This window comes from Xanthomonas translucens pv. cerealis (genome assembly GCF_006838285.1).
GTDB lineage: Bacteria > Pseudomonadota > Gammaproteobacteria > Xanthomonadales > Xanthomonadaceae > Xanthomonas_A > Xanthomonas_A cerealis.
Genome location: NZ_CP038228.1, coordinates 3,020,276 through 3,040,966, shown reverse-complemented (window position 1 = coordinate 3,040,966; position 20,691 = coordinate 3,020,276). Strand labels below are relative to the sequence as shown.

The 20,691-nt window shown below is 68.8% G+C and carries 13 protein-coding genes and 2 pseudogenes; 10 read left to right on the top strand and 5 right to left on the bottom strand.

All coding sequences use genetic code 11. The features are described 5' to 3' along the window. Positions 1–151: 151 nt before the first annotated feature. From ppc to E4A48_RS13430, 6 genes and pseudogenes are all read left to right on the top strand, one after another. Positions 152–2,869, top strand: a complete 2,718-nt coding sequence (gene ppc / locus E4A48_RS13455; RefSeq protein WP_039007647.1) for a phosphoenolpyruvate carboxylase — start codon at positions 152–154, stop codon at positions 2,867–2,869. Positions 2,870–2,982: 113 nt separating this feature from the next. After that, a complete protein-coding gene (locus E4A48_RS13450) occupies positions 2,983–3,549 on the top strand; it encodes a TetR/AcrR family transcriptional regulator (protein WP_039007646.1) in 567 nt (188 codons plus the stop codon). Beyond that, positions 3,546–4,640 carry an Lnb N-terminal periplasmic domain-containing protein gene (locus E4A48_RS13445; RefSeq protein ID WP_260607953.1) on the top strand — a complete coding sequence of 365 codons (1,095 nt, stop codon included), beginning with the start codon at positions 3,546–3,548 and terminating at the stop codon, positions 4,638–4,640. Before E4A48_RS13450 ends, E4A48_RS13445 begins: the two co-directional genes overlap by 4 nt. Positions 4,641–4,668: 28 nt before the next feature. Further along, positions 4,669–6,495, top strand: a pseudogene (locus E4A48_RS13440) (esterase/lipase family protein); the annotation flags it as partial. Positions 6,496–6,850: 355 nt separating this feature from the next. Then, entirely contained in the window at positions 6,851–9,670 is a 2,820-nt protein-coding gene (locus tag E4A48_RS13435; RefSeq protein ID WP_185910660.1) for a TonB-dependent receptor, read from the top strand. Between the two features lie 300 nt (positions 9,671–9,970). Beyond that, on the top strand, positions 9,971–11,212 hold the full coding sequence (locus tag E4A48_RS13430; protein WP_039007644.1) for a histidine-type phosphatase: 1,242 nt from the start codon (positions 9,971–9,973) through the stop codon (positions 11,210–11,212). A gap of 414 nt (positions 11,213–11,626) precedes the next feature. Here E4A48_RS13430 and metK read toward each other — a convergent pair whose 3' ends face one another. Further along, the gene (gene metK, locus E4A48_RS13425) at positions 11,627–12,838 is read right to left on the bottom strand and encodes a methionine adenosyltransferase (protein ID WP_039007643.1); all 1,212 of its coding nucleotides are present in this window, start codon (positions 12,836–12,838) and stop codon (positions 11,627–11,629) included. A gap of 205 nt (positions 12,839–13,043) precedes the next feature. On the opposite strand from metK, the gene E4A48_RS21140 reads away from it, so the two are divergent. The 4 genes and pseudogenes from E4A48_RS21140 to E4A48_RS13410 all read left to right on the top strand — a co-directional run. Then, positions 13,044–13,622 carry a lysophospholipid acyltransferase family protein gene (locus E4A48_RS21140; RefSeq protein WP_260607952.1) on the top strand — a complete coding sequence of 193 codons (579 nt, stop codon included), beginning with the start codon at positions 13,044–13,046 and terminating at the stop codon, positions 13,620–13,622. Next, entirely contained in the window at positions 13,622–13,969 is a 348-nt protein-coding gene (locus E4A48_RS21135) for a hypothetical protein (protein ID WP_039007641.1), read from the top strand. Before E4A48_RS21140 ends, E4A48_RS21135 begins: the two co-directional genes overlap by 1 nt. After that, positions 13,966–14,775 (top strand): UDP-2,3-diacylglucosamine diphosphatase, encoded by an 810-nt coding sequence (locus E4A48_RS13415; RefSeq protein ID WP_142742574.1) that lies wholly within the window; start codon positions 13,966–13,968, stop codon positions 14,773–14,775. The genes E4A48_RS21135 and E4A48_RS13415 overlap by 4 nt, the downstream gene beginning before the upstream one ends. 457 nt (positions 14,776–15,232) lie before the next feature. Further along, positions 15,233–15,441: pseudogene (locus E4A48_RS13410) on the top strand (metal-dependent hydrolase); the annotation flags it as partial. Positions 15,442–15,544: 103 nt separating this feature from the next. On the opposite strand, the gene dusB reads toward E4A48_RS13410, so the two are convergent. The 4 genes from dusB to E4A48_RS13390 all read right to left on the bottom strand — a co-directional run bounded on the left by dusB (position 15,545) and on the right by E4A48_RS13390 (position 20,662). Next, on the bottom strand, positions 15,545–16,543 hold the full coding sequence (gene dusB / locus E4A48_RS13405; protein ID WP_039007639.1) for a tRNA dihydrouridine synthase DusB: 999 nt from the start codon (positions 16,541–16,543) through the stop codon (positions 15,545–15,547). A 101-nt stretch (positions 16,544–16,644) separates the two neighbouring features. Next, a complete protein-coding gene (locus E4A48_RS13400) occupies positions 16,645–19,002 on the bottom strand; it encodes a glycoside hydrolase family 98 domain-containing protein (RefSeq protein ID WP_142742573.1) in 2,358 nt (785 codons plus the stop codon). Positions 19,003–19,321: 319 nt separating this feature from the next. Continuing rightward, positions 19,322–19,537: a DUF4228 domain-containing protein gene (locus tag E4A48_RS13395; RefSeq protein WP_235426540.1), complete on the bottom strand. Its 216-nt coding sequence runs from the start codon at positions 19,535–19,537 to the stop codon at positions 19,322–19,324. Positions 19,538–19,708: 171 nt separating this feature from the next. After that, positions 19,709–20,662, bottom strand: coding sequence for a ribokinase (locus tag E4A48_RS13390; RefSeq protein WP_039007636.1), 954 nt, complete (start codon positions 20,660–20,662; stop codon positions 19,709–19,711). Between the last annotated feature and the right edge of the window lie 29 nt (positions 20,663–20,691).

The following is a 20,691-nucleotide window of genomic DNA, read 5'->3' as shown; positions in this document are numbered from 1 at the left end:
AATACAGGCGGTTGGCCTGGGATGCGGCGCACGCTGGTCATCCAGCGACAGCCAATGATTTGCTTTGAAGCCGTTACCACACTGGGGCGATGGACTAATACTTTTGGGTTAGTCTTGCGACGCCCCTCCGCCGCCGAGTCATGCGTTTCCCATGAACGAGTACCGCAGCAGCATCGTGTTTGCCACGCCCGATATCCCCTTGCGCGACGACGTGCGCCGACTGGGGGCGCTGGTCGGCGACCTGCTCGCCGAGCAGGTGTCTGCGCAGTTCCTCGACGAGATCGAAACCATCCGCACCACCGCGATCGCGCGCCGCGAGAGCGATGCGCCGCCGTCCTCGCTGAGCGAGCAGCTCTACGGGCGTACGCCGCGCGACGCCGAGGCGCTGGTGCGGGCGTTCAGTACCTACTTCCAGGTGGTCAACATCGCCGAGCGCGTGCACCGCATCCGCCGCCGCCGCGACTACCAGCGCAACAGCGCCGATACGCCGCAGCCGGACGGCCTGCACGATGCGCTGCGCCGGCTCAAGGCGCAGGGGGTGAGCGCGCAGGAACTGGGCGAATGGCTGCCGCGCATCGACGTGGAGCCGGTGTTCACCGCGCACCCGACCGAGGCGGTGCGCCGCGCGCTGTTGGAGAAAGAGCAATTGATGGTGGCCAGCCTGGTCGACAACCTCGACGGCATGCGCACCCCCGGCGAGCGCGCCACCGATGCGGCGCGCTTCCGCATGGCGCTGACCGCCTCCTGGCAGACCGCCGATTCCTCGCCGGTGCGGCCGACCGTGGAAGACGAGCGCGAGCATGTCGGCTTCTACCTGACTCAGGTGCTGTACCGGGTGATTCCGGTGATGTACGAGACCCTGGAGCACGCGATCGAGGAGACCTACGGCGAGCCGCTGCCGCTGCCGCGGCTGCTGCGTTTCGGCACCTGGGTCGGCGGCGACATGGACGGCAATCCGAACGTGGATGCCGGCACCATCACCGCCACGCTCGACGCGCAGCGCCGCGCGGTGCTGGACCGTTATCTGAAGGAACTGTGGCAGCTGGCCAGCCTGCTGAGCCAATCGACCACGCTGGTGGCGGTCAGCGATGCGCTGCTGGCGCAGCTGCAACGCTACCGGCAACTGCTGCCCGAGGCCGCGGCGCGCTCGCGGCCGCGCCATGCCGACATGCCGTACCGCCTGCTCAACGACCTGATGCGCGCGCGCCTGCAGGCAACGCTGGACGATGCGCCGGGCGCCTATGCCGCACCGGCCGAACTGGAGCAGGATCTGCAGTTGATCCTCGACAGCCTGCAGGCTAACAAGGGCCTGCACGCCGGCTGGTTCGCGGTGCGCCGGCTGCTGTGGCGGGTGCGCAGCTTCGGCTTCCACCTGGCGCGGCTGGACGTGCGCCAGGAGTCCAGCGTGCACGCGCGCGCGGTCGCCGCGGCGTTGGGCGACGACGGCTGGGATACGCGTTCGCCCAAGGAGCGCGCCGCCGTACTCGGCGCCTATGCCGGCGGCGAGCAGACCTTGCCGGCAGCGCCCGGCGATGCCGGCAACGCGCGCCTGGACGCGGTGTTCGCCGCGCTCGCCGACGCGCGCGCGCGCCACGGCGCCGATGCGCTGGGCAGCTACATCATCAGCATGGCGCACAACCGCGCCGACGTGCTGACCGTGCTGGCCCTGGCGCGGCGCGGCGGCCTGGTCGATGCGCAAGGCGCGGTGCCGCTGGACATCGTGCCGCTGTTCGAGACCGTGGACGACCTGCGCGGCGGCACCGACACCCTGCGCGACCTGCTCGCCGATCCGGTCTACCGCCGCCACCTGGCCGCGCGCGACGACGTGCAGATGGTGATGCTCGGCTATTCGGACAGCGGCAAGGACGGCGGCATCGCCGCCTCGCGCTGGGGCCTGCAGCGCGCGCAGGTGGAACTGCTCGACGCGGCTGCCGACCTCGGCATCCGCCTGACCTTCTTCCATGGCCGCGGCGGTTCGATCGTGCGCGGCGGCGGCAAGACCACGCGCGCGCTGGAAGCGGCGCCGCGCGGCAGCGTCGATGGGCGCCTGCGGGTGACCGAGCAGGGCGAGGTGATCCATCGCAAGTACGGCATCCGCGCGCTGGCGCTGCGCTCGCTGGAGCAGATGACCGGCGCGGTGCTGCTGTCGAGCCTGCGCCCGCGCGCGCCTGACGCGCGCGAGCACGCGTGGCGGCCGGTGATGGACATCGTCGCCGAGCACAGCACCGTCGCCTACCGCAGCTTTGTCGGCGATGCCGAGTTCATGCGCTATTTCCGCCTGGCCACGCCGATCGACGTGATCGAGCGGATGACCCTGGGCTCGCGGCCGTCGCGGCGGCTGGGCCAGGACGCGGCACTGGACAACCTGCGCGCGATCCCGTGGGTGTTCGCCTGGAGCCAGGCGCGTGCGGTGATTCCGGGGTGGTATGGCGTCGGCAGCGGCCTGCGCGCGGCGGTGGAGGCCGGCCACGAGGACACGCTGCGCGAGATGGCCGCCGACTGGCCGTTCTTCCGCACCTTCCTCGACGACATCGCGATGGTGCTGTCCAAGGGCGACCTCAACATCGCCGAGATGTTCTCGCGCCTGGCCGGGCCGCTGCACGCGCGCTTCTTCCCGCGCATCCGCGACGAACTGGCGCTGACCAAGGGTTGGGTGAAGGCGCTGACCGGGCAGGCGTCGCTGCTGCAGCACGACCCGCGGCTGGCGCTGTCGATCCGTCTGCGCAATCCCTACATCGATCCGATCAGCGTGCTGCAGGTGGACCTGCTGCAGCGCTGGCGGGCCACCGACGGCGAGGACGAGGAACTGCTGCGGGCGCTGGTGGCCTGCGTCAACGGCGTCTCGCAGGGCGTGCAGAACACCGGCTGACCGGTCCGGGCAGTCCCCGCAGCGGCGCCGCCGGGCGCGCTGCGGGACGGCAGCGACGCGCTCGCACCGGCGCTGTGATTGCAAGTGGACAAAATTGTCCGATAATCCCCGGCATGGACCTCCGCGCCGATGCCGCCCAACGCCGCCGCCTGCTGCTCGACGCGGCCGACGAGGTGTTCTGCGAGCATGGCGTGCTGGCGCCGCTGGAGCTGGTGGTCGAGCGCTCCGGCGTGGGCCGGGCTACGCTGTACCGCAATTTCGCCGACCGTGCGCAGCTGATGATCGCGCTCCTGCAGCGCGCCCTGGACGGGCTGGAATGCAGCGCGCGCGATATCGGCGAGCGCCCCGACGGCCTGTTCCTGTTGCTGCGCGATGTCGCCGAGCACATCGCCATGTCCGCGCCGCTGGCCGACTATTGGCGCTCGATGCCGCGCGACCATCCGCAGATCGAAGTGGCGCATGCGCGGCTGATGGCGATCCTGCTGCCGTTCCTGCAGCGCGCCACCGACGCCGGCCTGTGCCGCCCTGGCCTGGACGGCGACGACCTGACCCTGTTGATGGACATGCTCGGCGCTTGCCAGCGCGGCAGCGACGAGGCCGAACGCAAGGTATTGGCGCTGCGCGCTTGCCGGCTGCTGTGCCATGCGCTGGCCACGCCCGCGGCGGCGGCGACGCTATGAGCCTGCGCCGCGGGCAAGGGCAGGGCCGCGCTGCCGCCGCGATCGCCGCGCAGCGGCGCTGGCCGGCACGCATCGCGCGCGCGGCGGCGGCGCTGGCGATCGTGCTGGCCGGCGTCTGGGGCGGGCTGTTCCTGGCCTACCTGCCGCACACCGGCAGCCTGGTGCGCTACGCCTCGGCATTGCTGTGGCTGGCGATGGGCGGCGCCGCGCTGTGGGGCCTGCGCCACCATCGCGACTACCGGGTGCTGCCGTGGATCTTCGCCGTGGCCTGCGCCGGCCTGGGGTTCGGCTGGTCGCAATTGCTGCCCGAGCAGAACCGCGACTGGGCCGACGACGTGGCGCAGCCGTTGCAGCCGCAGGTCCACGACGGCCACTTCGTCACCTTGCACAACGTGCGCAACTTCGCCTGGCGCAGCGACAGCGACTACACGCCGCGTTGGGAAACCCGCCAGTACGACCTGGACCGTCTGGTCTCGGCGGACCTGGCGTTGTCCTACTGGATGGGGCCGGCGATCGCACACACCCTGGTCTCGTTCGGCTTCGACGACGGCCGCCGGGTAGTGTTCTCGCTGGAAATCCGCAAGGAGCGCGGCGAATCGTTCTCCGCGCTGGCCGGGTTCTTCCGCAATTTCGAGCAGGCGATGATCGCCGCCGACGAGCGCGACATCCTCGCCGTGCGCAGCAACGTGCGCGGCGAGGACGTCTATCTATACCGCCTGAACATTCCGCGCACGCAGTTGCGCCAGCTGTTCATGGGTTACGTGGCGCGCGCGCAGCAGCTGCAGCGCACGCCGAAGTTCTACAACACCGCCACCAGTAACTGCACCACCATCGTGTTCGAGCTGGTGCGCAAGTTCGAACCGCAACTGCCGCTGGATTACCGCCTGCTGCTGTCCGGCTATCTGCCGTCGTATGTGTATGCGCAGCACGGTTTCGTGCCGGGCTACGCGCTGGCCACGCTGCAGGCGCGTGGGCGCATCGGCGAACGCGCGCGCCAGGCCGGCACCGGCGCCGATTTCTCGCAGCGTATCCGCGCAGGCATACCCGGCGAAGAAATGCCCGGCGAAGAACTGCCCGGATCGCCGCGCTGATGCGCGCCGCGCAGGCGCTGCGGCAGCCGACTACATCGCGACCAAGCGCGGCGACGTGCTCAGCACCGGCGAACTCAGCGACGCCAGCCAGGAGACGCTGCGCATGGTCGCGATCCAGCGCAAGGCCTGCGAGGCGGACATTCCTGCCTGCGCCGCGCAACTGCGCACGCCGCAGGGACTGGACGAGGAACGGCGCCTGGCGGCGCTGTCGGAACTGTGGCTGCGCGCGGCGATGCTGCGCACGCCGAAGGGGACCGTCGCGCTCGACGATGCGGCCTTGCAGGCATGGCTGGAGACGGCGCGCTACGCCTATGCCTACCTGTTCCATACCGAACACCCGGCCAGCGCGCGCGCCTTCGAGGACCGGCAGACGCAGGTGCGCGACGACGACAACTACGCGGTGCAGCATGTGGTCGGCGCCCTGTTCGCGCGTTGGCGCGCGCGCAGTGCCAGCGGCGAGTTGCGCGACGACGACACGCTGGCCGCCGCCGGCTGGCAGGTGCGCGCGCAGCTGGACAGTTTTCGCCTGCCGGGCGGGGTGGCGCGGCCGAATGCGATGGTGCCGGCCGCCTCGCTGCGTTTCGACGGCCTGCGCAGCACCTATCGCCGCGATGGGTTCGGCGCCGAGCTGGTGGCGGAAGTATCGCCGGCGCAGGTCGGCGATCCGGCCGCGGTCCTGGTCGCGGATCCAGGCCAGGCGCCGCGCGATACCGCCGGCTACAGCGAACTGTCGTACGCGCCGACCACGGTGCTGCTGCGCTTCGACGGCGACAGCCTGGCGCAGGTGCTGGACACGCGCAGCGTGGTGATTGCGCCCTACGATCCGTATCGCGACAATGACGTCGTGGTGCACGGCCAGCGGCTGCCGCTGGCGGCCAACTTCACCGCCGCCTACGGCCTGTGGCTGGCGCGTCCGGGTTTCGCCAGGCAGTCGTTGCGCTCGATGCTGGGGCGCGAACATGGCATCGAGCAGCCGCACCTGTACCTGATGCAGCCCTACGACCCGAACCGGCGCATCGTGCTGATGCTGCACGGCCTGGCCAGCAGCCCGGAAGCCTGGGTCAACGTCACCAACGAGATCATGGGCGACGAGCGACTGCGCCGCCATTGCCAGATCTGGCAGGTCTATTACCCGACCAACATGCCGATCGCCTGGAACCGCGCGCAGATCGAAACCTTGCTGCAGCAGACCTGCACGACTTCGATCCGCAGGGGCAGGCGCCGGCGTCGCGGCACATGGTGCTGATCGGCCACAGTATGGGCGGGGTGATCGCGCGGGCTGCTGGTCAGCAACTCCGGCGAGCGCATCTGGAACGACCTGCTCGCCGGCCGCGACCTTACTGGCGAACGCGGCGCGCGGATACGCGAGCGGCTGCAGCCGTTGTTGCGCTTCGCGCCGCTGCCGCAGGTGGATCGCCCCATCTTCATCGCTGCGCCGCACCGCGGTACCGCGTTCGCCGAGGGCCGCATCGGTCGCCTGGTTGGCGGGCTGATTCGCTTGCCTGCAGCCTTGCTTGCGTGCTTCACGGAGGTGATGCGCGACATCGGCGGCGACGACGGCGTGCCGCAGCGCCTGCCCAACGGCATCGACAATCTACGCGATACCGATCCGTTCGTGCCTGCGGCCGCCGCACTGCCGATCTCGTTGGCGGTGCGCTACAACTCGATCATCGCCCTGCGCAATCCGGCGCTGCTGCTGGCCGACGCCGACGACGGGCTGGTGCCGTACCGCAGCGCGCATCTGGATGGCGCCGAGTCGGAGCTGGTGATCACCTCCGGACATAGCGAGCAGGAGACGCCGCAGGCGATCCTGGAGATCCGCCGCATCCTGCATGCGCAGATCGCGTTGGAGTGATGCGGTGCTGTCGATGAGTGCCGGGCCAGCGCGACCAAGGTCATGCGGCACGCGTGCCGGGTGCGAGAAAAGCGCCGCCGCCATGCGCACCTGCAATATGCACGCTTACGCATCGATGACGTATCGGGCTTCCGTTCACCTATGAACTTAGTCACGCATCTGTAAACATCCCCGCACACACTGCGCCGCAGTTGTTAACGGTCCGTCAGTTCGCACGGCCCAGCTCCGACACGGAACTCCCCCAGATGTTCGCCCAGTTGCCGGCTCGACGCCGGCGATACGGGCAGTGCTTTGCCTTCTCCGGCCGCAGCGTCGCTGCGTGCCGGGACACCACCCACGTCCTGATGGAATTCCCATGAACCACACATCGCGCCGCGCCAGGCCGCACCGGCTTGCCGGATCCATCGCCCTGGCCCTGAGCCTGGCCCTCGCCGCCGCCGCCCACGCCGAAGACCCCGCGCAGGCGCAGAGCGGCGCCAGCGACGACACCGCGCCGGCCGCGGCCAAGAGCAACCCGCAGACCCTGTCGGCGGTGACCGTGGCGGCGAACCGCTACACCGCCGCCGACATGCAGATGGCGGCGAGCAACACCGCCAACGTGCTGTCGGCCGACGATTTGAAGTACACCGCCGTGCACAACATCGCCGAGGCGCTGGGCCTGCTGCCGGGCGTCAACGTGGTCAACACCGGGCAGTCGTACTTCGGCGGCGTCGACGGCGCTGCGCGCGGCGAGGGCATGTTCGCCTCGGTGCGCGGCCTCAACGCCGAATACAACGTCAACCTGATCAACGGCGTCAACGTCGCTCAGGGCATGCCGTACAGCCGCAGCGTGCAACTGAGCCTGCTGCCGCCCTCGGGCCTGCAGACCATCGTGTTGAACAAGACCTCCACCGCGGCGATGGACGGCGACGCGATCGGCGGCACCATCGATTACCGCACGCCCAGCGGTTTCGACTACAGCGACGCGCTCGGCGGCAGCGTCACCGCCAGCGGGCGCATGGAAAGCCGCGCCCGCGACTACGACGAGAGTGGCCTGGGCAAGGGCGCGGCCGGCGAGTTCCACGCCAAGTTCGGCAGCGAGCACCAGTTCGGCCTCTACGCCAGCGCCTATTACGACGAGCGCCACTACGTGAACAGCGAAGTGGCCAATGCCGCCGCCGCGCGTGGCGACTGGAACAAGAAGTATTTCTCCCGCACTACCGCCAGCGGAGCTCCGGCGCCTGGCGACAACCCGCAAGCGCTGCTGCTGGCGACCGGCGCCAACATCGGCTATTCCGGCGGCGACACCAAGCGCTACGGCGGCAATGTCTCCTTCGACTGGCATGTGGACCCGAGCCTGCAGCTGTACGCGCGCGCCACCTACGCCTACGCCAGGACCGAGCAGAACACCGGTTACACCCAGCTGGTGCCGGCCAGCGTCAGCCTGACCCAGATCGGCACGAGCGGTGTTTACCAGCCGCAGATCGATCGCGTGGCGGTGCGCTACTGGTATGAGACCAACCCGGAAGTGGCCGACATCGCCACGTTCCAGTTCGGCGCCGACAAGCAGCTCGGCAACTGGACGCTGTCGCCGAACCTGTTCTACGGCTATGGCGACAACGACCGTCCGGACCACGTCGAGGTCTCCGCACGCGTGGATCAATACACCTCCACCCAGTTCCCGTACGGCGCCAACAGCTTCGTCGGCTACGACAGCGCAGGCTTCCCGATGCCGTTGTTGACGCCGGCGATCCAGGCCCAGGCCAGCGACATCGGCAGCCTGTACGCACGCCGCCACGGCCAGCTGTCCAAGTCCTACAGCGGGCAGAAGAAGGGCGGCGCCAAGTTCGACGCGCGCTACGACGTCGATGCCGGCGCGCTGAGCAGCCTGCAGTTCGGCGTGAAGTACGTGGACAGCTCGCGTGAATACACCTCGCGCGACTGGACCACCGCCAAGTTCACCGACGGCACCCTGCTGGAGAACAGCGGCCTGGTCAGCGGCAGCTACGATGCGGTGTATCCGGGCAAGTACGACTACCCGACGGTCAAGCTCAGCAACTCGGCGCTGAAGGCATCGATCGCGCAGTACCTGACCCCGGGCAGCTTCGACACCTGCGGTAGCCTGGCGATCAACAACCAGAACTGCAATACCATGCGCGGCACCGAGGCAGTGGCCGCGGCCTATGCGATGGCCACGTTCAAGACCGGCGACCTGGAGATCATCCCCGGCCTGCGCTTCGAACAGACCAGCATCCGCAATACCTACTGGACCATGCCCAAGGACAAAGGCGGCAACGAACTGGCCGGTTACTTCCAGAACAACCACACCACCTACGACGTGCCGTTGCCCAGCGTGTTCCTGAACTACCGCCCCGGCAACGCCAACGCGGTGTACCGCGCCTCGGTGTGGACCAGCTACACGCGCCCGGCGTTCGTGCAGCTCGGCGGCGGCGTCAACTACGACGTGGCCGTTGATAAGAGCCCCGTCGTCACCACCATTACCGAAGGCAATCCCGACCTGAAGCCGATCAAGGCGGTCAACGTCGATGTGTCCGGCGAATGGGACAACGGTGTCGGCGGCCACGCGATGCTGGCCGGCTATTACAAGCGCCTGTCCGACTACATCTACGAGAACGGCTCGGACGCGGCCAATGCCGGCGCCAACACCGACGCCACCGGCGTGCGCTACGTGCGTCCGCAGAACGGCGGCGACGGCAAGGTGCTGGGCGTGGAAGCGGCGGTGCGGCAGACGCTGCAGGGCATGCCGGCGCCGCTGGACGGCTTCGGCATCGGCGCCAATGTCACCCGCCAGTCCACCCGCGTGGACCTGGGCATGACCGGCTTCCACGACGAGCGCATCCAGAACGCGCCGGACCTGATGGCCAATGCCGAGCTGTTCTACGAGAAGGGGCCGCTGTCGGTGAACCTGAGCTACCACTACTCGGGCGAATACGTGTCGGTCTACGACTACCTGGGCCAGGGCGCCAGCTGGGACGACCTGTGGGTGAAGCCGATCACCCGCGTCGACCTGCACGTGGGCTATGCGGTGAACGAGCACCTGCGCGCCGACCTGTCGGTGGCCAACCTGAGCAATCGCCTGAGCTACTGGGCGCATGTCGGCCGCAACAGCACCGCGATCTCGGACATCGTCGATGCCGGGCGCACCAGCTTGCTGACAGTGAAGTACACGTTCTGAGCCGGCGGCCTGTGCATGGCCGGCCTTCCTCGCGTGTCGCGGCATGTCGCCGCGGCGCGTGCGTTGGCGTGGATGCGATATTGGACGCCAGGCGCCGGCGCAGGATCGCCGGCGCGCGCAGAGGGCCTTGGTGTCCGATGCGCGGTGCATCGGTAGCGATGATGCCGCTGGTGCGTGCGACCCGCCGCGGCGCGGCGACCGACGCGCCATCGCCGCTGCCGGCGCTGCAATCGGATCGGCATGCATTACGATGAGTGCCGCGCAGTGAGCGCTGTCTTTTTCTTTTTTCCTGGAACGACGATGAGCAAGCGGATGCGTTGGATGCTTTTGATCGTGCTGGCAGCAACCCCCGGTGCGCAGGCGCGGCCTGCACGCGAAGCGTCTGCGCCGCCATTGCAGGTCGAGCAGGTGGTGATGTTGTTCCGCCACGGCGTGCGTGCGCCTCTGCAGGGCGAGGCCGCGGCGGCGGCATTGGCCGACCGTCCGTGGCCGCTGTGGGACACGCCGGCGAGCCTGCTGACCGCGCACGGCCGCACCGGCGTGCAACTGAGCGGCGACTACACCCGGCAATGGCTGCTGCGCGACGGCGTGCTGCCGGCCACGGGCTGTCCTGCGGCCGGTGCGGTCAGCGTCTACGCCAATACCGACCAGCGCACCATCGCCAGCGCGCAGATCCTGGCCGAAGCGCTGGCGCCCGGCTGCGGGCTGCAGGCCGGGCATCAGCCGCAAGGCAGCGACGATCCGCTGTTCCGTCCGGTCGAGGCCGGTGCGGTGGATTTCGATGCGGACGCGGCGGTTGCCTCGATCCAGCGCCAGACCGGCGGTCCCGGTGCGGTCGTCGCGCCGTATGCGAAGGAACTGCGCACCATGCAGCAGATCCTCGGCTGCAGCGCGAAGACCTGCGATTTCGCGCACATGCCTTCGTCGCTGAGCGCGAGCGCCAATGGCCGCGGCATCGCCATGCACGGTCCGCTGGACCTGACCTCCGGCACCGCCGAGGTGCTCATCCTGCAATACACCGAAGGCCTGCCGCTGGATCAGGTGGGCTGGGGCCGCGCCACCCGCGAACGCATCGGTGTGGTGTCGCGGCTGCATGCGTTGCTGTTCGAGATCTACGCGCGGCCGCAGTACATGGCCGCGCGCGCCGGCGCGCCGCTGGCGCGGCGGGTGCTGGACACGCTGGGTGTGGCGCACGCGCCGAAGCTGAGCGTGCTGGTTGCCAGCGATACCCATATCGCCGCGCTCAGCGGCTTGCTCGACCTGCACTTCCATCTGCCCGGTTTCGGCCAGGACGACTCGCCGCCGGGCGGCGCGCTGGTGCTCGAGCAGCTGCGCGACGTGCGCAGCGGCCAGCGCTATGTGCGCCTGCGCTACCAGGCGCAATCGCTGGACCAGCTGCGCGCGCTGACCCCGCTGAGCCTGCGCAAGCCGCCGCTGCTGCAGACCTTGCGCGTGCCCGGCTGCAGCGACGCCAAGACCCAGCTGTGCACGTTGCCGCAGTTCCAGAAGGTCTTGCAGGAATCGCTGCAGCGGCGCGGCTGAGCTGGCGACGCTGCGGCAGCTGCGTGCGCTGGGCTGACGCTGGCATAAGGCGGATTGGGTGACGGCATATCGCGGCTGAAGTTGCTCCTACAGTGCACCCAGCAAGCTATCCGCAGGCTGTTGTAAGAGCGGCTTCAGCCGCGACGAGCGAATTGGTGAATTTTCCGAACCGGTATGCAGTCGGGACTGAAGTCCCTCCCACAAGAGGGTTCGCCGCTCGGCGGCGTCGCTGGAATCCTTGTGGGAGCGACTTCAGTCGCGACGAGCGCAGCGGCGGGCCTTCCGGTTTCGGAAGTTGTCGCGGCTGAAGCCGCTCCTTGAGGGAGCGCGGATTGCGCGCCATCGCCGCCGCGACCAGGCAAAAAAAACGGGCCGCGATGCGGCCCGTTTTCGTGCAGGCGCCGCAGCGCTGGCTTACTTCAATTTCGCGTCCGCGCGCAGCGCATCGGCGCGGTCGGTCTTTTCCCACGAGAACGCCGTGGCGCTGTGCTCGGCGCCGGTGCCGTCGGTGTAGGTGAACACCTTCGGGGTGCGGCCGAAGTGGCCGTACGAGGCGGTCTGCTGGTACATCGGGTGGATCAGGTCGAGCATCTGCAGGATGCCGAACGGACGCAGGTCGAAGTGCTTGCGGATCAGCTTCTCGATCTTGTCGTCGGTGATCTTGCCGGTGCCGAAGGTGGTGACCGAGATCGAGGTCGGCTCGGCAACGCCGATGGCGTAGGAAACCTGCACTTCGCAGCGGTCGGCCAGGCCGGCGGCGACCACGTTCTTGGCCACGTAGCGCGCCGCGTACGCCGCGGAACGGTCGACCTTGGATGGATCCTTGCCGGAGAACGCGCCGCCGCCGTGGCGCGCCCAGCCGCCGTAGGTGTCGACGATGATCTTGCGCCCGGTCAGGCCGCAGTCGCCCACCGGCCCACCGATCACGAACTTGCCGGTCGGGTTGATGTGGAACTTGGTGCCCTTGTGCAGCCACTTGGCCGGCAGCACCGGCTTGAGGATTTCCTCGCGCACGGCTTCGACCAGGTGCTTCTGCTTGACGTCCGGATCGTGCTGGGTGGACAGCACCACCGCGTCGATCGCGGTCGCCACGCCGTCTTCGTAGCGCAGGGTGACCTGGCTCTTGGCGTCCGGGCGCAGCCACGCCAGCGGCGAGTTCTTCTTCTTGCGGACCTTGGCCTGCTGCTCGACCAGGCGGTGCGCCAGGTGGATCGCCGCCGGCATGAAGCTGTCGGTCTCGCGGGTGGCGTAGCCGAACATCAGGCCCTGGTCGCCGGCGCCCTGTTCTTCCGGCTTCTTGCGGTCAACGCCCTGGTTGATGTCCGGCGATTGCTTGCCGATCAGGTTGAGCACGCCGCAGGTCTCGCCGTCGAAGCCGACGTCGGAGCTGTTGTAGCCGATGTCCAGGATCACCTTGCGGGTCAACGCTTCCAGGTCGATCCAGGCGCTGGTGGTGATTTCGCCGGCGACGATCGCCACGCCGGTCTTGACCAGCGTTTCGCAGGCCACGCGCGCGCGCTTGTCCTGGGTCAGGATCGCGTCGAGCACTGCATCGGAGATCTGATCGGCGATCTTGTCCGGGTGGCCTTCGGAGACCGACTCGGAGGTGAAGAGATAGCTGGACATCGCGGCTATATCCTTGTATTCGGATGAAAAGATGGACGCGCATGATACACGGGCGCGCGCTGCTGTGCATTGTGCCGCCACCAGCCTCGGGCAAGGTTAACCGCTCAGGCGGCGGGGCTGCCGGCGTCACTTTGACGTAGCCATATTGCAAGATCGGTGTCGCCGCGGGGGCCGAAGCTGTGCGCAGTAAGCAAGGGGGCTTGCCGTGCTGGCACTCGAACGTCGTCTACAGGATCGCTACCCCTACTGGTTCGCCGGGCGCCGCTCGCGGCTGGTGCGGCCGTTGTTGCGCTGCCTGCAGAAATGGTCGGGCCTGGATGCGCTGGAGGCGTTCCTGGACGCCAGTCACGAACTGCACGGCTTCGCTCTGGTCCAGGCCGGGATGGATTTCCTGCAGGCGCGCTACGTGGTCGCGCCGGCCCCCGCCGAATGCATTCCGGCACGCGGGCGCCTGCTGATCGTCGCCAACCATCCGTCCGGCGCGCTGGACGCGCTGGCGCTGCTGGATTGCGTGGGCCAGGTGCGGCGCGACGTGAAGATCGTCGCCAACGATTTCCTGTGGGCGCTGGAAGGCCTGCGCGAGCTGTTGCTGCCGGTGCGCATCCATGCGCGCAACTCGGCGCTGTTCAAGCCGGCCGGCACCGCGTTGCTGGCGCGCGAGATGTTCGCCCGCCGCGAGCGCCGCATCGCGCCGAGCCTGGGCCATGCCCGCGCGCTGCCGCAGGGCCAGTCCGACGCCGAACTGATGCGCGGCCTGCGCCGCGGCAGGCGCGCGAGCAGATAGTGGCCTACTACGCGCACTACTACGGCGATGCGCTGGGCGAGGCGGCCTCGGCGCGGCCGTTCGATTATGCGCAGGCGCCGCCGGCGTTCGACGCGCTGGATGCGGAGACCGCGTTCAAGGTGCTCAAGGGCAACCTGGACGCGCTCGGCGCGGCGGTGCCGATGCTCTACAAGCAATACACCGAGTTGTGCGAGCCGGGCGGCGCACGCTTCCTCACCTTCGGCGTCGATCCGGCGTTCAACGACGCGGTCGATGGCCTGATCGAACTGGATCTGCAGCGCATCCGCAGCAAGAAGCGCGTGCGCTACCTGGAACGGCCCCGCAGCGAAGCAGAGGTGACGGCATGAACACGGTGAGCAGCTTGTCCCCGCCGCCACGGCGGGCGGTGTTCGTGTCCGACGTGCATCTAGGTGCGCCGCATTGCCATGCGCGCGAGCTGGCCGATTTCCTCGGCGGCCTGCAGTGCAAGCAACTGTACCTGGTCGGCGACATCGTCGATTTCTGGTGGATGGCGCAGCGCCGTGCGGTGTGGGGCGCGGCGCACCAGCGCGTGATCGATGCGCTGCATGCGCTGGCGCGTGGCGGCACCGAACTGATCTACGTGCCCGGCAACCACGATCGCCCGATCCGCCGCTTCTGCGGCCTGGCGCTGCCGGCGATGCAGGTGCGCCGGCGCGCGGTGCACGAGACCGCCGACGGGCGCCGGCTGCTGGTGGTGCACGGCGACGACTACGACGCGGTCACCCAGTTCGGCGGCCTGCAGGAGAAGTTCGGCGACTGGCTGTACTACCGCATCCTCACCGGCAACCAGCTGATCAACCGCGTGCGCCGCCGCTTCGGCATGCGTTACTGGTCGCTGGCCGACTACCTGAAGCGGCAGAGCAGCGCCGCCGAGCGCTATATCGAACGCTTCGTCGATGCCGGCCTGGACGACGCGCACCGCCGCGGCCTGGACGGCGTGGTTTGCGGCCACGTGCACCGCGCCGGCCTATTCGAGCGCGACGGCCTGGTCTACGCCAACGATGGCGACTGGGTCGAGAGCCTCACCGCGCTGAGCGAGGACCACCAGGGCCGGCTGCAGTTGCTGTCGCATACCGGGCAGGTGCTGCAGACCCTGGCCCCGCGCGTGTTGCGTCTGCCGCAGGCGGCATGATCGCGCGCTGGTCGTGGTGGCCGCATTCCCATCCGCTCGCGCCAGGCTCCACCTGTAGCGGCTTCAGCCGCGACGAACGCAGTGGCGATGCGTGTCCAGCCTGGATGCAGTCGGGACTGAAGTCCCTCCCACAGTGCACCCAGCGAGTTGGCCGCTAGCCCTTGTGGGAGCGACTTCAGTCGCGACGAGCGAAGCGGCGGGCCTTCCGGCTTCGGAAGTTGTCGCAGCTGAAGTTCCTACAGTGCACCCAGCAGGCGATCCGCAGGCCATGTAGGAGCGGTTTCAACCGCGACAAGCAAAGCCAGTAAGCCGATTGGTCGTGGAAGCGTTCCGGGCTGACGGCCCGAAGGCCAGCCAGAGTGCATCTAACTGGTCGGCTGCAAGTCCCTTGGGAGCCAACGACGGCCTCGCGGGTTTCTTCAAATCGCTCATGATCCATGCCTGCTAGCATCGCCCGATGGACTCCCTCACCCAGATCGTGCTCGGCGCTGCCATCGCGCCCGCGCAACAGCGCCGCGCCGCGCCGCGCTGCTCGCTGGCGCCGCGCTCGGCACCGTACCCGAGCTCGATGCGCTGCTGCTGTTGCCGTTGACCCGCGACCCGGTCACGCTGATGACGCTGCACCGCAGCTTCAGCCATTCGCTGTCCGTGCTGCCGCTGCTCGGCTGCGCGAGGCACTCGTCGTCACGTTTAACAGGCCCAGCTTGAGGTGGCGCTTGGCGGCGCTGCGGCCCACGCACACACGCGTAGCGGGTTCGACGCGCGGCGCTCAGGCCGCCGCAGGCACGGCGGGCGGCACGCCGGCGATCAGCGCATCGAAGTAGTCGGCGGTCAGCGCCAGCTGCGCCTGCGCGCTCTCGGCGCGGTTGACCACAGCGCGGAACGCGGCGTTCTCGGGGCGGTCCTTGGCGTACCAGCCCAGGTGCTTGCGCGCGATGCGCACGCCCTGCGCTTCGCCGTAGAAATCGTGCAGGGCCTGCAGGTGGCCGAGCAGGGTGTCGCGCACGAACTGCAGCGACGGCGCCGGCAGCAGTTCGCTGGTCGCCAGATAGTGCGCGATCTCGCCGAAGATCCACGGCCGGCCCTGTGCGGCGCGGCCGACCATCACCGCGTCGGCGCCGGTGGCGGCCAGTACCTGCGCAGCCTTGTGCGGCGAATCGATGTCGCCGTTGGCGATCACCGGGATGCGCAGCGCGGCCTTGATCTGCGCGATCGTGGCGTATTCGGCCTGGCCGTTGTACTGCTGGTCGCGGGTGCGGCCATGCACCGCCAGCGCGGCGATGCCGCAGTCCTGCGCGATGCGCGCGATGGCCGGGCCGTTGCGGTGGTCGCAATCCCAGCCGGTGCGGATCTTCAGCGTCACCGGCACCGGCGAGGCGTTCACCACGGCGCTGAGGATGCGCGCCACCAGCGCCTCGTCGCGCATCAGCGCCGAGCCGGCCCAGGCGTTGCACACCTTCTTCGCCGGGCAGCCCATGTTGATGTCGATCAGCTGCGCGCCGTGGTCGGCGTTGTAGCGCGCCGCCTCGGCCAGTTGCTGCGGCTCGGTGCCGGCGATCTGCACGCTGACCGGGTCCGGTTCGCCGGCATGGTCCATGCGCTGCAGCGATTTGCGCGTCTGCCAGAGGCGCGGGTCGGAAATGGTCATCTCCGACACCGCCAGGCCGGCGCCCAGGCGCTTGCACAGCAGCCGGAACGGCTTGTCGGTGACCCCTGCCATCGGCGCCAGAATCACCTTCGGTTCGATCGTGTAGGGGCCGATACGCATGCCGCCAGTGTAGCGGGGCGGCCGTCGCGCCGCCTCCCCGTGGCGCCCAGGTCGCTGCGGCTGACGGCGCCCCGGCTGTCCGGCGCGCCGCCCCGCGTTGGCTAGTGCGACAGGCGGATGTTGTCCAGGTACAGCGAGGCCGGCCGGGCCGCGCTGGCGCGGAACTCGATGCGGTTGCTGCCGGCGTTCAACGTCACCGCTTGCTGCAGTGTCGCCCAGTCGCTGGCCGAGGCGGTCTGCGCGAACACCGGCGTGCCGACCTTGATGCCGTTGACGTACAGGTCCACGTTGGCGATGCTCGCGCCGGCGGTCGAATAGCGGGTCTGCAATCGATAGGTGCCGGCGCTGGCGACGCGGACATCGTCGCGGATGCTGGCGCCGCCGCCGGTGCCGAAGTCGACGTAGCCCATCCCCTGGTAGTTGCGCAGCGGGCCGGAGACGCCGTTGGCGACCATGCTGCGGATGTTGCGGAAATCGAAGTTCTCCGCCTCGTACTGCTGCACGCCGGTGTAGGCGGGCGGCGCGTCCGGCGCCTGCAGGCTCGCGACAGGGGCGGAGCTCGCGCGGCCGCTGGCGTTGCCGGTGCAGTGCACGGTGATGTCCAGCGGCCCATTGTGCGCCACGCTCAGCGTCAGCCCGTCCGCCGTCGCCGCGCTGGTGATCTTGCTTGGCTGGTGATCACCGCGATCGACGAAGGTGTAAGTCGGGGTGGCGGTGGCGCCATCGATATCGATCGTGTCCGTCTTCAGCGCGCCGTTGGGGGAGTCGAAGTTGCTCAGGTAGATCGACAGCCTGTCGGGGAATTCCTTGATCACGCCGCTGCTGTAAGGCGCGTAGTTCACGCTGACCGCGGCGCAGCTGTTGTACTTGAGCGGGATGGTGCCGCTGGCGGTCTGGTTGGCCTTGGACGGGTTGTAGGTGACCCAGGTGTTGTCCTGGCGCCCGGCGTAGATGGTGCCGGTGTATTCCTGCGGGAACAGCGCATTGAGTTCGCCGAGCTTGGCGGTCATGGTCGGCCAGCGCGCCGCATACGCGGTCTTGGCGATCTGCACCTTGAACGACTCGGCGGTGGCGTCGGTCAGCTGCCAAACGGTGGGGATGGCGGGATAGCGCCCGGTCTTCTTGTACCAGCTGTGCTGGTTCATGTAGGTGCCGTCGCCGTCCAGCAGGTACAGCCCGGAGAACAGCGTTTCCGGCGAGGAATACAGGTTCCTGTCGTCGCCGGTGTTGGTGTCGTTGACGATCACGACCTTGGAGCGGTCGATCACTTCCTGGCGGCTGAGGATGCGCAGCGTGCCGTCCAGGATTTTGCGGTAGATGTCCAGCTGGATGTTGCGGAAATGCGGGTAGAACTCCCAACGGCGGCTGTTGTAGCCGTCGGCGGTGGTCGCGTTCGGCAGGGTGTGCACCGCATCCAGGGTGATCTGCTCGGGGCCGTCGAACACGGTTTCGCCGGTGAAGGTCAGGTGTTCGATCAGGTGCGGCGAGCCGGCCTGCACCGGATAGCTGCTGCCGTCGCTGCTGTACCAGCCGCTGCGGTCCGTGCGGATGCCGTAGTGACCGGCGTAGCCGGACAGGAACATGCCCAGGCTCACGCTCTCGATGTCGTGGTAGCCGTAATCGGTGGTGAATTTCTCTTCGATGATGAAATTCTTGGCGTAGGCGCCGAGGGCGTTCCTGAAGATCGGGTTGCGCTTGACCATGGCCAGCGGATTGATGTTGGCGCTGTAGAAGCCGCCGGTGAAGCTGACCGCCAGATAGCCGCCGTACTTGTTGGTGAGCTTGAGCAGGTTGGCCCAGTGTTCCCAGCGTTGCGCGGGCGAACCAGAGCAGGGCTGGTCGAATCCCCAGAACTGCTCGGCGTAGTTGAAGCCGATGAAGTTGGGGTAGTCGCGGAAGAATTCGCCGTAGGCGGTCGCTTCCAGGTCTGCATTCGGCGCGTAGTCGGGAAGGTGGCTGAAACCGCCGCTGGAGGGTTGGATCATCGCCCACACGCCATTGGCCGCCGCGGTCTTGATCCAGGAACGCGCGGTTTCCAGGCCGTTCTCCACCTGTATCCAGTTGCATTGATTGCCGGTGGCGCCCTGGTGATTGATCGACAGGGAGATCAGCAGCACGGTGTAAGGGCGCAGGTCGGCCGGAATCAGGTCGATGATCTTCTGCGGGTCGGCCGCGTTCCAGGTGTCGGCATGGATCAGGAACATCGGCTGGTGCGGCGACAGCGGCCGGCGCAGCGATGCGTCGGGCGTCTCGCCGGCAGCGGCGGCGGTAGTAGCAGCGCGCGGCGCGGCGGCCGGGGTGCGGGTGGTGACCGACCACGCGCTCGGCGTGGCCATGGTCAGGTCGGCGGCCGCGGCCGCGCCGCTGCCGTCGGGGTCGTCGCCGCCGCAGGAACTCAACAAAACGCTCAGCAACGCGCAGGGCAATGCGGACTTGCTCAATCCTGTGTGCATCTTCATCGGGAGGGGTCAGTTTTTTGGAGGGGGAAAGGTGTACGGTCGGGTGCACAGGAGACGGTCGCGGTATGCGGCACGACGCGCGATTGCCGAGCGCAGGTAAATCCAACAAGTATCGTTCTGCGTTGGCAGATGTCGGTTTTGGCGCGCGCTGGACGCATCGCCTTGGCGACGCGTGGGGACCTGCGATCGTGGCGATGTGAGGTCGCGCAATCGCAGTTGCGAGCGTAGGGTGACCAGTGTTCCGCAGTTCGATGTCAGGCGGATGTCGCCGTTGTGCCGGCGGTGCGGACACGGCATGCGCGCGCCGGCCGCGCGTGCTTCAGCGGATCAGCTGGTACAGCTCGAAGTCCTTGGCGTTGCCGTCCAGGATCAGCAGCAGTTCGTCGGGTGCCAGCGCCACCAGGCGGCCGCCGCCGTTGCCATTGCTGCCATCGCAGACGTTGCCGGGCGCGTAGTGGCCCGGCGGATCGTCGTTGACCTTGCTGGCGCCGAGGAACGTGAACTCGCGGCTGTCCTTGGCCAGCGGAGACAGCATGCCGCTGCGGCGGCGGACAGCGGTGCAAGCAGCGCGCACCGCGCGGCGAGGGACGTGACGGAAAGACGGGGCATCGGACTCCTTGTCGGGATGCAGGCCCGTCGCGGCGACGGGCCGTGGGTTCAGTGCTCTGGGTGCACGGGAACGGATGCCGCCGTCGGCGCGGACCGCTCAGCCGGCGTCCGGCGCCAGCCGCGGCATCGACGCCGCGGCGCCTTCGGCCTCGGTCGAACGCGCCGCGTAGTGGTTGGCGAAGCGCACGTGGGTGGCGAAGCTGGCGTTCGGCGACTGCGCCAGCGAGGCGACCAGCGCACCGTTGAAGGCATCGCCGGCGCCGGTGGTGTCCACGGTCTGTGCCGCCTCGGCGCCGATGCGGTAATACGGCTGGGTGTCGCCGCGCAGGCGCTCTTCCGGATGCGAGATGAACGCGCCCACCGCACCCAGCGTCACCACCACGGTGCCGCCCGGCAACAGCTTGCGGCACAGCGCGTGCAGGCTGCCGCCATCGGTGGCGGCGACGTCGTCGGCATCCACGCGCTCGCCGACGTGGCGCGCCAGCAGCGCGGCGAACTCGGTCTCGTTCGGGGTCAGCACGTCGGCCAGCTTGAGCAGGCCGATGCTGGTCTGCGCATTCGCCGGCGCGGCGTTGAGCACCGTGGTCAGGCCGGTCTCGCGGGCCAGCGCCAGGGTGCCCTCGATGGTCTCGATCGGCGACTCCAGCTGCGCCAGCAGCACCCGCGCCGAGCCCAGCAGCGCGCGTTGCGCCTGCACGAAGCCCAGGCTCAACGCGGCGTTGGCGCCGGCGCCGATGACGATGGTGTTGCGGCCGTGGCCGTCGACGTAGATGCCGCCGGTGCCGGTCGGCTCGGTGCTGGCTTCGGCGGCCAGGTCGATGCCGTCCTGCGCCGCCAGCGCGCGCGCCATCGCGCCGCCGGCATCGTCGCCTAGCGCGCACACGAAGCTGGTGCGGGCGCCGGCGCGGGCGGCCGCCACCGCCTGGTTGAAGCCCTTGCCGCCGGGGCCGGTGCTGTAACGGCCGGCGATGGTCGCGCCCGCGGCGGGCAGGGTTTCGCAGCGCCAGACGTGGTCGACATTGAACGAACCGACGACGATGACCGAACTCATAGGCATGTGCTGCTTCTCAACTACTGGGG

What these genes read in the sequence shown, in the direction of transcription:
- E4A48_RS13395 (WP_235426540.1), bottom strand. Translation starts at nt 19,537, where the DNA reads ATGCTGTCTCCGCTGGCCAAGGACAGCCGCGAGTTCACGTTCCTCGGC.
- dusB (WP_039007639.1), bottom strand. Translation starts at nt 16,543, where the DNA reads ATGCGTATCGGCCCCTACACGATCGAACCGAAGGTGATTCTGGCGCCG.
- E4A48_RS13415 (WP_142742574.1), top strand. Translation starts at nt 13,966, where the DNA reads ATGAACACGGTGAGCAGCTTGTCCCCGCCGCCACGGCGGGCGGTGTTC.
- ppc (WP_039007647.1), top strand. Translation starts at nt 152, where the DNA reads ATGAACGAGTACCGCAGCAGCATCGTGTTTGCCACGCCCGATATCCCC.
- E4A48_RS13390 (WP_039007636.1), bottom strand. Translation starts at nt 20,662, where the DNA reads ATGAGTTCGGTCATCGTCGTCGGTTCGTTCAATGTCGACCACGTCTGG.
- metK (WP_039007643.1), bottom strand. Translation starts at nt 12,838, where the DNA reads ATGTCCAGCTATCTCTTCACCTCCGAGTCGGTCTCCGAAGGCCACCCG.
- E4A48_RS13400 (WP_142742573.1), bottom strand. Translation starts at nt 19,002, where the DNA reads ATGAAGATGCACACAGGATTGAGCAAGTCCGCATTGCCCTGCGCGTTG.
- E4A48_RS13430 (WP_039007644.1), top strand. Translation starts at nt 9,971, where the DNA reads ATGAGCAAGCGGATGCGTTGGATGCTTTTGATCGTGCTGGCAGCAACC.
- E4A48_RS13435 (WP_185910660.1), top strand. Translation starts at nt 6,851, where the DNA reads ATGAACCACACATCGCGCCGCGCCAGGCCGCACCGGCTTGCCGGATCC.
- E4A48_RS13450 (WP_039007646.1), top strand. Translation starts at nt 2,983, where the DNA reads ATGGACCTCCGCGCCGATGCCGCCCAACGCCGCCGCCTGCTGCTCGAC.
- E4A48_RS13445 (WP_260607953.1), top strand. Translation starts at nt 3,546, where the DNA reads ATGAGCCTGCGCCGCGGGCAAGGGCAGGGCCGCGCTGCCGCCGCGATC.